This is a genomic window from Aldersonia sp. NBC_00410 (genome assembly GCF_026342035.1).
Lineage (GTDB): Bacteria > Actinomycetota > Actinomycetes > Mycobacteriales > Mycobacteriaceae > Aldersonia.
Genome location: NZ_JAPENM010000002.1, coordinates 251307 through 265928 on the forward strand (window position 1 = coordinate 251307; position 14622 = coordinate 265928).

The window sequence follows — 14622 nt, forward strand, 5'->3', positions numbered from 1 at the left end:
TGTCAGTGTTGGTTCTGTGCGCGGCAGCGGCTCGGCTGCGGTAGCGGCGGGAGTGTCTCGGTTGCCATAGGTGGGCGCGGTCACCGGCGCAGCCGTGGGCGTCGGGTGCAGCGGTGTGCCCCCGGGGTCGGTGCTCGCCGGGTCGATCGGGTGCGTGCCGTCGGCATCGAGACCGAATAGGCCGAGCTGGCTGGTGTCTACCTGTCGGCGAGTTTTCCGGGGCCGTCGAGGGGCCGGCCCGTCTCGGTCAGCGCTTCGCTCACGAGGTTGGTAAACGACACTGCCAGGGGATCTTCCGGGCCGGTCGGGATCGGCTGGGCGTCCTCCTGGCGGGTCTGTAGCAGGAATGATCCGGTCACCCGGAACAGCGCTGATCGGTCCGGCCACAGCCGACGCGCCAGCTCGTCGATCTCCGGTTGCGGGTCGCTGCGGCGCAGCGGATGTTTCCATCGCTGCGGGTCGCCCTTGGCCTCGCTCAAGCGTGTCCGCTGCTCGCGTTCCTGACTCTCGCGCCACTCCGGCACGCTCATCGCCGGCGGGAACGGGTCCTCCCGGTTGGGGATCTTCTCGTACAACTCGGAGGTGAGGACCTGTTCGGTGATCGAACGTCGCGCCGTCTCGATCAGCGACACCGTCGTCGGATAGTCCGGTGCGTGATCGTGCTTGCGGATCCATTCGTCCACCAGTGAGCCTTGGGCGCTGCCCATCTGCGTCTCGATCATCTCCGCCAGCCGGTCGGCTTCGCTGTCGAGGAAGGTGTCGACCTGGGTCGGAGTCCAGTCCGGAGGAAACCCGATCGCGTCGCGCCAGGTCTGCTCCACTATCTGCCGGATCGGTTCGGGCATCGCTGCGGTCCTCCTGGGACGTTTCGAACAGGTTCGGGTCGCCGCCTGGACGGCTGGGTGGGTTAGTCATCGGTGGTCGCGCTCCCCTGTCACGGTCGCACATCGAACTGACAGTGCACGACCTGGCGATTACAGTTCTGACCCGGTCAGAGGAGCGTTCTCTGGCCGACACCGGCCCTGGCGGGTCCACCAACCCGTCAGGGCCCCGTGTGGTTACCTCAGCTCGATCCAGACGCGGCCCCTCGGATCGAAGGAAGTGTCAGGTCCGGTAGCCGGGAGCGGGTGTCCCACTCGACCAGGCGGTGCCCGGCGCTGCGGTAGAAGCCTTGCTTGTGGCGCTTGCGGTGCTCGTAATCTTCGCGCCCGATGACGCCCCACACTTCGACGTAACTTGCCGGGTCGGTGTCGAGCAGCACGAAGTCGGGGAACACCGCGTCGGCGGCGTCGTAGCGCATCGGTTTCACAAACTCGCGGCCCGCGGACGCGAGTGCGTCGGCCATCACCAACTCGGGGTGCGAGTCGACGGGGACATAGCCTCGCGTGCAGCCCATTACCGCCATGTCGACGACCGTTGGGTAGCCCTTCGCCGAACGGGTCAGCACCAGCAGCGTCATCCGCCGACCTTCGGTCAACGCCAGCGCCGCCCGATACGAGCGCCGGACCCGATCGAAAAGTGCCGACGAGACGTACAGCGGCGCCCGCAAATGTGCGATGGTCAGCCGTACCCCGTAGTCGGTATCCGTGACCTCCTTGATTTCGCCGAGCAGCACGCCGCGCCGCGCGCCTCCCAACCCTGCGAGAAAGCGGGTGAACTCCTCAGCGTTGACCTCGGCGGTGTCCGTGCCAAACGGGGGCACGACGAATACAACTGCCTCAGCCGATTGGCCGTTGATGCTGGTGCCACGCAACCGGTCCCGCAGAGTGGCATGGCAGTCGCGCCACCGCCGGGGCGGGGCGCCCGGACGATGCCCCGCCAACGCGCGGCCCTCCCACAACCAGTGCAGCAGCCCGAGCAGGGTGGTAGCGGACCGGCGTTGCCCCGGCTGGATTGAGATGTCCGACGGCGGGACCTGACCGGGTGTGCCGATGCGCAATGTCAACGGTGTCTGCATCCGGATCGCTGTCCCGGTGGCAGTGTCAACGAACGCGTCGGCGGTGTAGGCCGCGTCCAGACCCGACCACTGCGGATGCTGGCGCCAAAACGGGCAGTCACGGTCGTGGCGGTGCCCGTGGCCCGGCCACACCGCGAGGTGAAAGACACCGTGGTAGCAACGGATCACCAGCGGCAGGGGATCATTCGGCTGACATAGGCACCAGCCATGCCCGTCCTGCGCCTTCGCGCGGGCGAACAACCACCGCAGATCCTCACGCCGCTCCGTGATTTGGTTGGCGGACACGACCCGGTCCGCCAACCGCACCCGCGTCAGCCCTTCCTGGTTCACCATCATCAGCCCCTTGTTCGCTCCTCAGCCACGGCTGCCATTCGGCCCGGCGGGGATCAGTCGTGTATCGCGGTGCCGGCCATGTTCGAACCAGCCCTGCGGGGCGGGCTCGACCGGCAGGGAACCAGGTTCGTTGTGTTCGTCTGGTCCGCACATGTGCAGGGGCCCCGATTCGCCGTCGAGGATGACGCGGAGGTGCGCGTCGATGTGGTGTACCCACAACGCACTCATCGCGAGTCGGTCCTTGCTGGCACGCGCCGCTTCCCAGCCACTCCACAGCGCGTCCATCCGCACCGCTACTTCATCGTGTTTCCACCACTGGGCACACCAGGTGCGGCCCTGACCTGGGCCAGTGAGGCGGCGCACGACGATCGGCGCGAGCCACTGCTCGACCCATTCCCCGGCATGGCGGAAACGGGGCGGGATCGACCTCGGCGCTGGCTTGTCCGTCTCAGTGCCTTCGGGTACGCCGAGGTTGCGGGCTCTGCCGTTGGAAAAGCCCTTCGCAAGATAGGCGACGAGCGACTCCGGTTCCGATTCGGTGCTCCCGGGATACGGCTCGTGTGACGCCCGATCGTCATTGTAGTTGTCATCCCTCATAGTTCGATCGCCTCCGATGCGGTTGTGGGTGTAGTGCCGGTCGCGGTGGCAGGAGCTGCTTCGGGCTCGTCGTCGTCGATGGCGCCGCCGTAGCGGGCGATCGAGGCTCGGATGAGGTCGGCGTGCTCGGTGTCCCACCACCACAGCTTGCGAATCAGTACCGGCCTATTTTCCGGGAAACGCACTAGCGCTCGGTCTTTCGGCAACGCACCGAGGTTGTCGACGGTGAGCACCGGTTCGTCGTGCCAGCTGCGGGACTTGCTCGCGCCGCCCTTGCCGCTGCTGATCGATTCGGTGGACACCTGATGGACCCCGGTCAGGTCGGACCACTCCTTGAGGTAACCGGTATCGGCGACATTTCCGCCGTACACATGAACCGACTGGTCGAGCATCTCGGCGAACTCGTCGGCACCCCAGACCCGGGCACCCTGCTTGCGCGACTGCAAGATCGACAGAAGGATCACCCCGTGCCCACCGAGATAGGAATACTGATCGGGCAACTCGGCGAGACGGCAGGTGTTCGCGGCCTCATCGAGCACCGCCAGCAGTGGAACCCGCAGGCGTGCATCGCGATTCCGTACCGCCACGGCGGCCGCGGCGTCGAGAACCTGCCCGATCAGCGCCGTCGTCAACGGCGCGGTGCTATCGGGCCCTTTGCGGCTCAACGGATACAGCGTGTCGTAGCTGGTGACGAACGCGACCGGATCGAACTGCGGACGGTCGTGTGTCCGCGGCCCGAACTGCACGACGGCCTTCTGCCCGGTTACGCTCACCGACAACCGAGACGGGGGCAGGATCAGCGCCGCGTATTCGTCGTCCGACAGCACATCGAGAAACCGGCGGGCCATGTCGTAAAGCCCCTGCCGCTGTCGCGGGTGCAACAAGTGGGCCTCCTTGACGCGACCGGCTGCCCGCAACTTGTTGTGCTGGGTCAAAATGGTGACCGGCAGCGGGTTCTGGTCGTTGCCGAGCCACTCCACCACGTGCAGCAGGTCGCCGCCGACGCATCCGGCGGCGAGCATGTACAGCGCCAGTAGCTCCTGGGCTCCGCCGTCGAAGTAGGAATCGACTCGCGCACCCTTGGCTGTGGAGGCGGAGACGAAGAACGACGCCAGCCGGCGCGCTTCGGCGAGGCGGGTGACCCGCGCCAGCGCGTCCCAGTAGAAATCGGCACCGGGTTGTCCGGCGATGCCCTGCAGATCGCATATCCATGCGCGGCCGACGAGTTCGCGCACCAGGCGGGTGTGTCCATACAGGTCGGGCTTGTTGCTGTTCGCGATCACCGGACCCGGTGCATCGCACACGGCGACGATCGCCAACCCGGCGGTCTTGCCCATCCGGGTGCCCGCTATCGCCGCGCCAGGCAGTTCCCAAGGCTGATACACCATCGTGTTGCCGGCAACCGTTCGGCCCAGCCGCACACCGCGATACGACGGACGGTGCCGTGCGCGTCCCAAATCCGGATTGTGCTCGACCCAGCGGGCCAGCTCCTTACCGCTGACCGGTTCCTTCCCTAGCGCGGCGGTGAACCGTTCTCGATCCGTGCCCGGCGCTGCCAACGCTTCTTGCTCGGTGGTCCAGACCAGCAGTTCCTTGTGGTCGACCGGGGGTCGGCCGTGGGTGTCGCTGAACCGTTTCCGGCTGGCTGCCGCCTCGATGTCGGTGCGCACCGAGTCGGGCAGAAGTCGGCCCGCGAGCTGGTCGGCGTCGTGGCCGACCGCACCACGCAGGTTCCGAGTCGGCGTCATCGTCCGTGCCGCCCTGTCGACGGCGTGACGACGACCGACTCGGCCCCGCACCGCCCACGCCAGCATGACCGCCCCCGCGACGGCCGCCACAACAAGCGCCACCAAGATCACGGTCGCAGTGGTTGGCCAGCGGCGCTTCCCCATTGCGACCTCGAGCAGTGCGGCAATCGGGTTTGCGTTCGGAGACTCGCCGGTGAGTATCTCGCCCAAGGACAACGCGGCCCACACCACAGACGCCACCGTCGCCACGGACGCGAGCAGGAGCAGTGGTGCCCACTCGCTGCGTTCGCCACCGCGTTTGCGTCGTGCCTGAGTCGTCATCCTCCACCTCCCTCACTTGATGGCGTCACAGCCCAACTCCCTGTTCGCGGTTGGTGTCTGCGAGCAGCGCGGGTTCCGGTGTCGGTTCGGAGAAATCAGTGGGCCACATCGTCATATCGGTGACCTCGCTGCGCCACGGGTCGGCGTCGTCGAGAAGGTCGCGGACATAGGCTGCATCCAGTTCAGGCTCAACCTGCTCGGTACCGGCCTGGGCGGATTCGGCTTGTTGGGCCGGGTCGGTCTGCGCGTGCTGTTGTTCCTCGATCTGAGCGGTGACGTATTCGGCGGCTTTCGCGGCGGCGACCGCCTCGGTGTCGGTCATCGGCGCCGACGTACCGTCACGCTCGGCCTGTTCGCGTTCACGCTCGGCTTGGACGCGGGCCTCGTCGATGTCGACGCCGCGTTCGCGCAGCCGGTCCGCCGCTGTGGCTGCGGCCGCAGGGTCGGTATCGCGTTGCAGGTCCGCGGCTGCCCACTGGGCGGCCAGATCGGCGTCGGCCATGCGCAGCTCCCGCTCGGCCATCCGCTGTGAGGACTCCGCCATCTGTAGCTCGCGTGCCTGCATCCGCTGCCTTCGTTCCACCTCACGCGCCGCGGTTTCACGTTCGCGCTCGGCGTTGCGGTGCTGCTCCTCGGCGAGCCGGTGGGCGCGGTCGGTCTGCTGGACGCGGCGTTCGGCGAGGCGCGCGTACGAATCCAGCGCCGATTGGGCGGCGTTGAGCGCTTTCACCGCCATCTGCGCCAGTTCCCGGCCGCCGTGGTCGACGTCGTGATGCTCGGTCATGGAGCGTTTCCTCTCGATCGAAGGGTGGTCACTGTCCGGTGAGCCGGTAGTCGACGAGCCGCCACCCATCGGCGGTGTGGTCGAGTTCGGCGATCGCGACCATCGCCGGTAGCGGGGTGGCTTGGCCGTTGGCGTGCAACACGATCTGCCGAACATCGACCACCTGCGTGGCCTCGGTGGCGGTCTCGGTTGATCGGGGGTCGGTGTCTCGGGTGGTGGCTGCCGCGGTGATGGTGTCGTGGCTGCGTGACCAGGCCGCCCACTGCGCGGGGAGCAGCGGCGCGTCGAGGGTGACGGTCGCCGCGGCGGCGAGTTGCCCACCGAGATAGGGCAACGCACGCGCGACCGCAGCGGCCGGGCCGGGATCGGTGGCCGGTTGCCAGGAGAACATCGCCGCAAGGGCCTGCTCGGCGGTGCGGCCGGGGGCGCTGGTGACGTCGGCGAGCGGGTCGGGCAGCGGAGTGTGCGCGTCGTTTCCCTGCTCGCCGGCAACCATGCTCGCCGCCGGCGGTGCTGGCGTCGGGTTGTCGTTCCCGCACCCCGAGGTGGCCCCGAGGACGAGCACCGCCAGCGTGGCGGCTGCCAGGGTGGCGAGTCCTCGCGCGCGCGGGCGCGGGCGGGCGCGAATGGTTGTGGTCATTGGTTCACCGCCGCGTATTTCGGTTCGTTGGCAAGGATGGTGTCGACGTAGGGCCGGGTCTGGTTCACGTAATCGGCTGATCCGCTGGGGAATCCGCCGGCCGACAGGACCGCGCCCTCGCCGGCGTTGTAGCCGGCCAGATACAGCTCGGCGGCGCCGTTGGGGGCTTTGACCTTCCCGGAGGTGATGGCGGGGTCGATCGCGGCGGCGATTGCGCACATGTAGCGGCCCTGTGCCATCACTGCGTCGCCGATGTCGAACGGGGAGACCTGTCCGTTGCCGTCGTCGTCGCGGCCGTAGGACGGCCAGGTTTCGGGCATGAACTGTCCCGGGCCCTGTGCCCCGCTGCCGCTGACCGCTGTGGCGTTGAAGCCGGACTCCTGATGGATCTGCGCGGCGAGCAGTGAGGGTTTGATGTGCGGGCAGATCGCGCCGGCTTTGCGCAGCCAGGGCGCGAACTGCGGTGGCACGCTGCCCGGTGCGAGGTCGTCGCCGACCGGGGCGCCGGGGTCGAGGGTGCAGTCGCTGGTGGCCTGGCCGGGGCTGTAGGTACCCGAACCGCCTTCGGGGGCGTACAGGTGTAGGTCCCCGCCGGGGAAGCCGTGCCCGTTGGTGGTCACGTGGACGTGGTCGTAGTGGTTGGCGGTGGCCCCGCCGCGGTCCTCCATCTGGTTGCGCTCTCCGTGTGCGGGGATGTATTCCTGGCGCCAGATCAGGTAGTCGATGCCGAAGGCATCCGCGTTGGACAGCAGGTAGTCCACGACCGCGTTGCCGAGCGCGATTCCTTCACCCGAGGAATAGTCGGGGATCATGATGTCGGCGGCGCGCCCGGACGGGTGATCGGGATACGGGTCGGAGGCTCGCCAGCCGCCGATGGTCTGGATCTGCGGGTACTTTGCGTGCACCGCGCGTGCGATGCGGATCGTGTCGATCTGCCAATGGGTTTCACTGCCGACCGACGCGGGCAATGCCGCGAGCTCCGCCCCCGACGGTGACGGGGCGGGGGTGGCCGGTGCGGGTGATCCGGGCGCGGGTGGCGGGGGTCCGGTGCCGGGCGCTGGCGCGGTGTCGTAGATCGGTTTCGGGTCCACCGCGTGCCCGCCGCCCAGGCGGGTGCCGCCCTGCCAGAGTTCGAAATGCAGGTGCGCCCCGGGTGGACCGGGCGGGTCGACGGCCCCGTTGTAGCCGATCCTGGCGATCTGCTGACCGGCGCGGACCTGGTCACCGGTGTGGACAAGTAGGTCGTTGGCGAATATGTGCCGGTACACGGTGGAGGCGGGTAGTCCACTGAGGTTGTGGTCGAGCACGATCCAGTCACCGAACCCGGACGCGGGCCCGGACTCGGCGACGACGCCGTCGGTGTAGGCGTAGATCGCGGTGCCCGGGTCACCGGCGAGATCGATGCCCTGATGTGGTGCGCCGCCGCGCATCCCGAAACCGGAAGTGAACCTCACCAGGGCCGGGTCGACCGGTTTCACCGTCGATCCCGGCGGCAGCAACGGATTTCCCGTGGAACTGGGGGCGCCGCTTCCGGGTGTGCAGCCGCTGTCGAGGGCGGCGGGGACCAGGACCAGAAGCACGATCAGCGTCAACCCGACCACCGGGGCGAGGATGGCCGCGATCAGCTTCGTGGCATTCACGACTTCACCACGCGCCGTGCGGGATCGGTGGCTTGTCGGTCCGGGTCTGCGGGCCGGCGGTCAGGTCGCGGATCAGCTCGGCCTGGGTGGCGAGCTGCAGGGTCCGTTCCCGTTCGGCGCGCCCGTCGTCCGCGGCGCGGGTCGGAACCGGTTCGGGGGCCGCGCTCACCCAGGATCGCAACGTGTTCGGGCTGACTCCGATCGCTTCGGCGACAAGTTGGATTGCGCGCCACCGGCTCGACACCTGCGGGGACAGCATGCGGACCTTCTCCACCGCGGTGACCCGGAGTTCGGGTGACAGGTCGCGGTAACGCCGTGCGGGGATCACAGCGTCACCTGGGCACCGTTGTGGTGGTGCGCCTCATCGACTTCCGTACCGACCTTGGCGGCACCGCCGCCGGCGATGCCGAAGTCGTCGAAGCGCTTGTTGGTGGCGTGCACCTCCGCGTCGCGTTCTGCGGGGGTGAGCAGCACTTGCACCGGAATGCCCGGGCGTCCGCCTTCGCCGTATTTGATGAGGAACTTCCCGACTCCGGCGGCGACCCGCTCGGGATCGCCGGCGCGTTTCGGGTCGTCGATCAGTGGCGGCGGGTCCGACCAGCGGGTGACCATCGCGCGTTCGGTCGCGGTGAACGGGCACAGTTTGTCGAGCCGGTCGATCTCTTTTTCCGGGACCGGGCCGATCACCTTGACCCGGGCGCGTTCGAAGAACCCCATTGCCTTGTTCACATCGGCACGGGACTCGACCGCTTCCAGGTCGGCCAGTGAATGCAGGATCATCCACAGCGCGGTCGCGTCGCGCCGGTTCAGGCGGGTCACGGCGTTGACCCGGTCGGTCATGAACGGCCCCAGGCCCAGGACGTCCCACATTTCGTCCATGACGGCCTGGAACAGGCGTTGTGGGGCGAGGCCGGCGTCGGTGAGGGCGTGCGCGGCCTCGATCGCGGCGAACCCGTCGGCCCAGCACACCAGCATGACCGCGGCCTTGAGTTTCTTGTCACCCTGGGGAATGTGGGAGACGTCGATGCACACCGCGATCGCGTCGATGTCGATCTCGGTGGTGGTGTGGCCGTTGAAGATTTCGCCGAACCGGCCCCGGATCAGAGCCCGTAGGCTGCGGCGCAGGTTCTTCGTCGCCGTCCGGTAGCCGATCGTGTCGTCTTCGCCCGCGTCGGCGATCAGTTCGGGGTGGCCCTCGTCGACCAGTGCGAGCATGTCGGACAGCAGTGGCGGCCGCTCGGGGGTGAATCCCTTCTCGGTGTAGAGCAGATGGAGTCCGGTCGCGATGATGGTCTCCTCGTAGTCCTCGATCCGGCGGCCGCGGATGAGTTCGAGCAGGGCGGAGACGGTTTCGACCTGGCGACCGCGCAGCTCCTGGCGCATCCGGCGCTGCAGGTCACCCGACAGCAGCGGGATGATCGAGCCGAGGACTCCGCCGGCGAGGGGGTTGACCCGTCCGTAGCCGTAGCCGAGGTCCACGACCTGCCCGCCGAGCGCTTCGACGAGGGCCCGGTAGTCGGGGCGCACGTCGGCCAGGATCAGGTTGGTCACTCCTTGCGCGACGGTGCCGAGGACCTGGCGGCGCACGAAGGTGGATTTGCCGAACCCGTTGAGCGCGAGCACGAATCCGACGGGAGCGGTGATGAATCCGTTCGTGAGCCAGTTCAGCAGGTCCATGCACACCGTGCGCGCATTCGGTGTGCCCAGCCGCGGCCCGATCGGGGTGCCGACCAACGGTGATCCGGCACCCACCGCCCACGGCCACAAGCCGGGAGCCTGCACCGTGGTGGCGCGGTATTCGGGCACCCGGCCCACGGTGCGGGTCGCGCCGCCACCGCGGCCGCGGTAACCATGTGAGGTGAGCCGCAGCAACTTCCGCCCCGCCGGTGCCTCGGTGGTGTCGATCGCGGCGCGCTCGGCGGCAGCGGCGTTGCGGCGCCGGTTGTCGTCGATGTGCAGCTTCCACCGCGCCCACGCCCCGCGCGGCCCGGGCTGATGTGTCCGGGCGCGGTAGGCCGCGCGTTTCGGATCGTCGAGGACCTTCACCATCGGGGATCGGCTCCTTATCCGGCCAGCGAGTTGGGCACCGTGGCGTGGTCGGGCAGGATCACGCCCACGCCGAGGGACGCCGCGAACGCCGCGGCCTGATACCGGTAGGTCCGGCGGATCTTCAACCGGCACTGCACCGCGAGGTCGCGGGTGATCGCCTCGACCGCGGGCAGATCCCCGTCGAGGGGTTCGGTGACGGTGATCAGCAGCCCGAACCGGACCAGGCCGTGCCCGCGGGCCTGCTCCTCGCGGGCGCGGCCCGTGTGCTCCACCTTGATCGACGCCGACGCCGCGGCCAGACCTTTCCCGGACTGCTCGGCCGCCAGTGCGTCCCTGAAGTCCATGTCGACGATCTTCACCGCGTCACCGGCGGTGTGCGGGCGGTAGAAGAGGGCCACCCGCTTGCGGGGGATCTCGGCGTTGGGGGCGAGCAGACGCCGCAGCACGCCCTCGTCGACAGCACCGATCGGGGCGGTGTCCATTTCCCACGTCACCGACTGCGCGCCGTCGTGCAGGTAGTGATCGAAGCGTTCCTCGGCCGCGACCGGACCAGCATCGGACCAGTCCAGCCCATGCGAGTTCCCGGCCAAATCCGCGTGTTCGAGGGCCAACTGCGCTGCCGGGTCGAAGGATCGGCGCACGAACGCAATCACTTCGGCGGCCGGCATCGGGCGCAACGCCACCCCGGCCGTCTGCATCGCCGCGCACAACCCGGGCAGTCGCCGCCCGATCTCCACGGCCTGCTCGGCGGGGTCCTTCCGCCGGGCATCGGTGGTCGCGGTGAACGTCACCGCCAGACGGCATTCCAGCCCCACAGTTTCACTGACGTGCATTTCCGCGGACTGATACAGCGTTTCACTGGCCAGCTCGGGGGCGTCGGGATGAATCAACCGCCGCACCGCCCCGAGGAGCTTGTTACCCGTCTCGGGGATCGTGTCGATCACGACGGCGACCTGGGGCACGTCGCTGGTCTGGCCCATCGAGGCCAGCGCGATGCCCCATTCGGCGACCCAGCCGTTGATCACCGACTGATCGACCGGTTCGTCACCCGAGGGCCAGGCGCGCAGCACCACGGTGTAGCAATGGGTGGCGGGCATGTGGATCATCCCGAACGTCCAGCCCGCGATGTCGGTGCCTTCGTACAGCTTCGTCGGGGCCAGCAGACCCGGCAGACGTGTTTTGCCGCCGGGGATTTCGGAGAACACCCCGGACCGGTAGATGTGTGACCCGGATCCGCGGCCGCGGTGCCACTGCACCCGCAGCGAGCTCACCTCGTAGCCGCTGCGGCCCTCACGTGTCCACACCAGCGGTGTCACGATCAACCCGGAGACGACCAGTACGCCCAGCCCGATCTTCGGGCCCGCGAACATCATCGTCAGCATCGACACCACCACCAGGACACCGCAGGTCAAGGTGGTGGCCCAGGTCATGCCGAACAGGCCGGCGGAGCGGGGTTTCGTCCACCCCGTGTACAGCAGGCCCTCGTTCTGTGGCGGTGTCGATGTGGCTGTCATTGCCGGATCGTGTGCCTTCCCATGTCGGTGCCGCCCTGGTTGCGCTCGTCGTTTTCACGGCTGGCTCGATCCGCGTTGACCAGTCCCGAACCTGCGGTCCGTGCGGCCGCCGAGCCGCGGCCCTTGCGGGGTCCGGCTTCCGCGCCGGTCCCGGCGCCGCCGGGGCGGCGGGAGCCGCCCGCCGAGGGTGGTGGCGGGTTCTGCGGTCGCGGTGCGCTACTCGGGCGTGGCGCTCCCCCGCCGCCTCCGCCGCCTGCGCTCGCGATCGCGGCGGTCGGGCCGCCGCCGGAAAACGCGCCACTCGCCCCGCCCGCACCCGCGGCTTTGCCTGCGGCGAGCGCTTTTCCGCCGGTCGCGAGTGCGGCACCGGCCATCAGCGCGCCGCCGGTCGCGGCCGCACCGGAACCGCCGCTACCGGCGGCGGAGACGGCGGGTGAGATGAGGCGCATGAGCGCGGGAAGGATCAAAGCGGTGCAGATCAGCAGCACCATGCCCAGCAGCGCCTGCTGAAACGCGGGGCCGGTCGGGTTGCCGTCCGCACCGCCCGGGGTGGCGTCGCCGCTGGTGGCGGACAGGAACGCCACCGCATAGGCGAGTGCCGCAACAGGTTTGAACAGCAGGAAGGCGATGATCCAGGCGATCAGCTTTTGGTAGGACTGTTTGCCGACCTCCATACCGCCGGCCGAAGCGGCGATCGGTAGTGCGGCGACCACCACGATCAGCATCGCCTGGCGCACCACCAGCAGCACCGCCTGCATGAGTGCACCGAGGATGCCGATCACCGCGATCACGAGCATCAACCCCGGGGCGGCGGTGTTGTAGGAAGTCAGCGACAGCATCGTCGCGACGAGTTTCATCGGGTTCTGACCCGAGGTTTCCATCACGACCCAGGTCGCGAACCCGTCCCCGACCTTGGTCAGGGTCGCGATCAGGACCGCGGCCAATGTCGAGGACAGCACCGTGCGGACCAGGCCGCGGTAGGCCTCCTCGGACTCGTCGAGCAGCGCGTGCCGGCGTGCGTTCGCCAGCCGGAAGGCCACGAAGATGATCGACACCGTCAGCAGGATCAGCTGGATCTGGAACGTGTACTCCGAAATGGCTTGTAGTGCGGTCATGTTCTGCAGGTCCGGGCTGGGCAGCATGATCCACCACGACATCGACAGCATGATCATCTGTCCCAAGCCCGACATCAGCGACTGCACGATCTTGCCGAACGAGGAGTCCCACACCTCCCCCGCCACCCCGGTCACCGCGTCCCCCACCGCACCCACCGGATTCCCCGGGTTCTCACACACCGCCGTGACACCGCCGCCGAGCACCTCACCAATGCCGGGAAAGCCAAAGAAGTTCTCGACTGCGTTGCCGACGGTCTGGCAGACTCCGCCTCCATCGTCGGCGGGCGCGGAAGGTGCTGGCGGGGGTTCCGGTTCGGCGACCGCGGTCGGGGTCGCACCACACAGGATCGCCAGTGAAAGGAGCAGGGCGAGAATTATTTTCCGGGCCATTCCGTCCATCCCGTCAGGTTCATCGTGGTGCCGCCGGAGGGAACTCCCGGGATCTGACCTGCTTTGAGTTGCCAGTCCCCGTCGCGCCAGAGCAGGTCGAGCCGGCCCGTCGTCCATTCGCCGGCTGTGTCGTTGTTGTAGGGGCGGCTGGCGATTTCGATTGCGGCGTAGTCCGGTGCCCAGTACGCGACGCGGTATGCCTCGATGCGGTCCAGTGGAATCGGTGGCCAGTCGGTCGTCTTCGCGTACCGATCGAGGCGGGCTTGCCGTTCCGTTGGGTCGTCGAACACAACACGCTGCTCGGTGATCGCGATCGCAGCGTCCTTGGTGGCAACCAACCTGGCGATGAGTTGCTGTGCGGCCAGGGCTGCGCCTTGGGGTGTCTGTGCGAATCCGGTGGGGATTTCGCCGTCGATGGCGGTGGGTCCGTCGCTGGTGGAGAACGGCATCGGGACGGTGTCGACCTGCTGCCACATGACCCCGGCGGGCGGGCTGGTGCAGAACGCCGTCCCGGCCGTGTCCTGCGCGGTGGCGGGGCAGTGATCCAGTCCTCCGCGCGGCGGGCGCTGCGGCTCGTCTTGTGGCAGGGCAACACCGTTGGGGTTCGGTGGTGTCTCGACCCGGCGCCCGATCGGGTCGAGATATGGCGTGCCCCAATCGGCCCGGTCGGTCTGCGTGGGCGCCGCGGCCGGTGGCGCGGCGGCGGCGGGCTCGGTGTTGTCGTGGCGGGTTATCAGGATCGCGATGGTGCCGCCCACGACGACCAGCACGACGATGGCCGCGGAGATGATCAGCGACAGCATCCGCCGCGTGGCGTGTGCGTCGGGGTCGGTCGTGGTGTCGGTTTCGGGTGGTGTGCTCACGGTGCCTCCAGTGCGACGAATCGGTCGGACGGGATCGTGTCGACCGATCGCACCGCCGCAGCGCTGTCCCCCGCGGGCAGCATCAGCCGCCAGTCCCCGTCCGACCACACCACAGCGACATCAGTTGCGGCCCTCGATGTGTCGGGGAAGCTTGTGAACACCGTCACCATGGCTCGCTCCGGGGTGTAGTCACCGATCCGGTAGCCGCGGATCGTCGGTGCCTCGGCGGCGACGACCGGGGCGGTGATGGAGACCTGCATCCGGTTGACCGCGAAGCTGTCTCGCTCCGCTCCGGGTGCGGCGCCGGCGGCGAGGACCGCTGCCCACTGCGCGTCCGGGGCGACCCCGATGCGGGTGGACTGCTGGATCGCCGCCAGTGCCGCGCCTTGCGGGGTGTGCCCGAACCCGCCGACCGCGCCACCCGTCGTGCTGGCCGGGCCGTCGGTGTTCGAGAACGGCAGCGCGATGCCCTGATACGGCTCCCACCGCAACCCGGCCGGTGCCGCGGTGATGTCCGGCGCCGCCGCTTCCACCTGTGTTGCCGCATCGGTGTTTTGCGTATCACCGGCGTCGCCGCACCCGGCCGCGATCACGGCTGTGGCCGTGATCGCCAGGGCTAGCGCGAGGCGAGGGCGGGTCGATCGGGCAGCCATGTTGGGTGTCTCTTTCCG

General features: G+C 68.7%; 13 protein-coding genes. All 13 read right to left on the reverse strand.

The annotated features are described in order from the left end of the window. Positions 1-197: 197 nt before the first annotated feature. The 13 genes from OG921_RS04795 to OG921_RS04860 all read right to left on the reverse strand — a co-directional run bounded on the left by OG921_RS04795 (position 198) and on the right by OG921_RS04860 (position 14604). Positions 198-845 (reverse strand): hypothetical protein, encoded by a 648-nt coding sequence (locus tag OG921_RS04795; protein ID WP_266111234.1) that lies wholly within the window; start codon positions 843-845, stop codon positions 198-200. 218 nt (positions 846-1063) lie between these two features. Continuing rightward, a complete protein-coding gene (locus OG921_RS04800; protein ID WP_266111235.1) occupies positions 1064-2293 on the reverse strand; it encodes a DUF1173 family protein in 1230 nt (409 codons plus the stop codon). Between the two features lie 18 nt (positions 2294-2311). Further along, positions 2312-2887: a DUF4913 domain-containing protein gene (locus OG921_RS04805; protein WP_266111236.1), complete on the reverse strand. Its 576-nt coding sequence runs from the start codon at positions 2885-2887 to the stop codon at positions 2312-2314. After that, complete coding sequence (locus OG921_RS04810; protein ID WP_266111237.1) at positions 2884-4956, reverse strand: type IV secretory system conjugative DNA transfer family protein; 2073 nt, start codon at positions 4954-4956, stop codon at positions 2884-2886. Before OG921_RS04810 ends, OG921_RS04805 begins: the two co-directional genes overlap by 4 nt. Before the next feature lie 25 nt (positions 4957-4981). Next, a complete protein-coding gene (locus OG921_RS04815) occupies positions 4982-5740 on the reverse strand; it encodes a hypothetical protein (RefSeq protein ID WP_266111238.1) in 759 nt (252 codons plus the stop codon). Positions 5741-5768: 28 nt separating this feature from the next. Further along, positions 5769-6380 carry a hypothetical protein gene (locus tag OG921_RS04820; protein ID WP_266111239.1) on the reverse strand — a complete coding sequence of 204 codons (612 nt, stop codon included), beginning with the start codon at positions 6378-6380 and terminating at the stop codon, positions 5769-5771. Then, the gene (locus tag OG921_RS26600; RefSeq protein ID WP_323182689.1) at positions 6377-8020 is read right to left on the reverse strand and encodes a M23 family metallopeptidase; all 1644 of its coding nucleotides are present in this window, start codon (positions 8018-8020) and stop codon (positions 6377-6379) included. Before OG921_RS26600 ends, OG921_RS04820 begins: the two co-directional genes overlap by 4 nt. Before the next feature lie 4 nt (positions 8021-8024). After that, a complete protein-coding gene (locus OG921_RS04835) occupies positions 8025-8348 on the reverse strand; it encodes a hypothetical protein (RefSeq protein WP_266111240.1) in 324 nt (107 codons plus the stop codon). After that, positions 8345-10069 (reverse strand): hypothetical protein, encoded by a 1725-nt coding sequence (locus tag OG921_RS04840; RefSeq protein WP_266111241.1) that lies wholly within the window; start codon positions 10067-10069, stop codon positions 8345-8347. The genes OG921_RS04835 and OG921_RS04840 overlap by 4 nt, the downstream gene beginning before the upstream one ends. A 14-nt stretch (positions 10070-10083) precedes the next feature. After that, positions 10084-11583, reverse strand: a complete 1500-nt coding sequence (locus OG921_RS04845) for an SCO6880 family protein (RefSeq protein ID WP_266111242.1) — start codon at positions 11581-11583, stop codon at positions 10084-10086. Continuing rightward, positions 11580-13097, reverse strand: a complete 1518-nt coding sequence (locus OG921_RS04850; RefSeq protein WP_266111243.1) for a hypothetical protein — start codon at positions 13095-13097, stop codon at positions 11580-11582. Before OG921_RS04850 ends, OG921_RS04845 begins: the two co-directional genes overlap by 4 nt. Further along, entirely contained in the window at positions 13073-13951 is an 879-nt protein-coding gene (locus OG921_RS04855) for a hypothetical protein (RefSeq protein WP_266111244.1), read from the reverse strand. Before OG921_RS04855 ends, OG921_RS04850 begins: the two co-directional genes overlap by 25 nt. After that, positions 13948-14604 (reverse strand): hypothetical protein, encoded by a 657-nt coding sequence (locus OG921_RS04860; protein ID WP_266111245.1) that lies wholly within the window; start codon positions 14602-14604, stop codon positions 13948-13950. Before OG921_RS04860 ends, OG921_RS04855 begins: the two co-directional genes overlap by 4 nt. Positions 14605-14622: the final 18 nt, after the last annotated feature.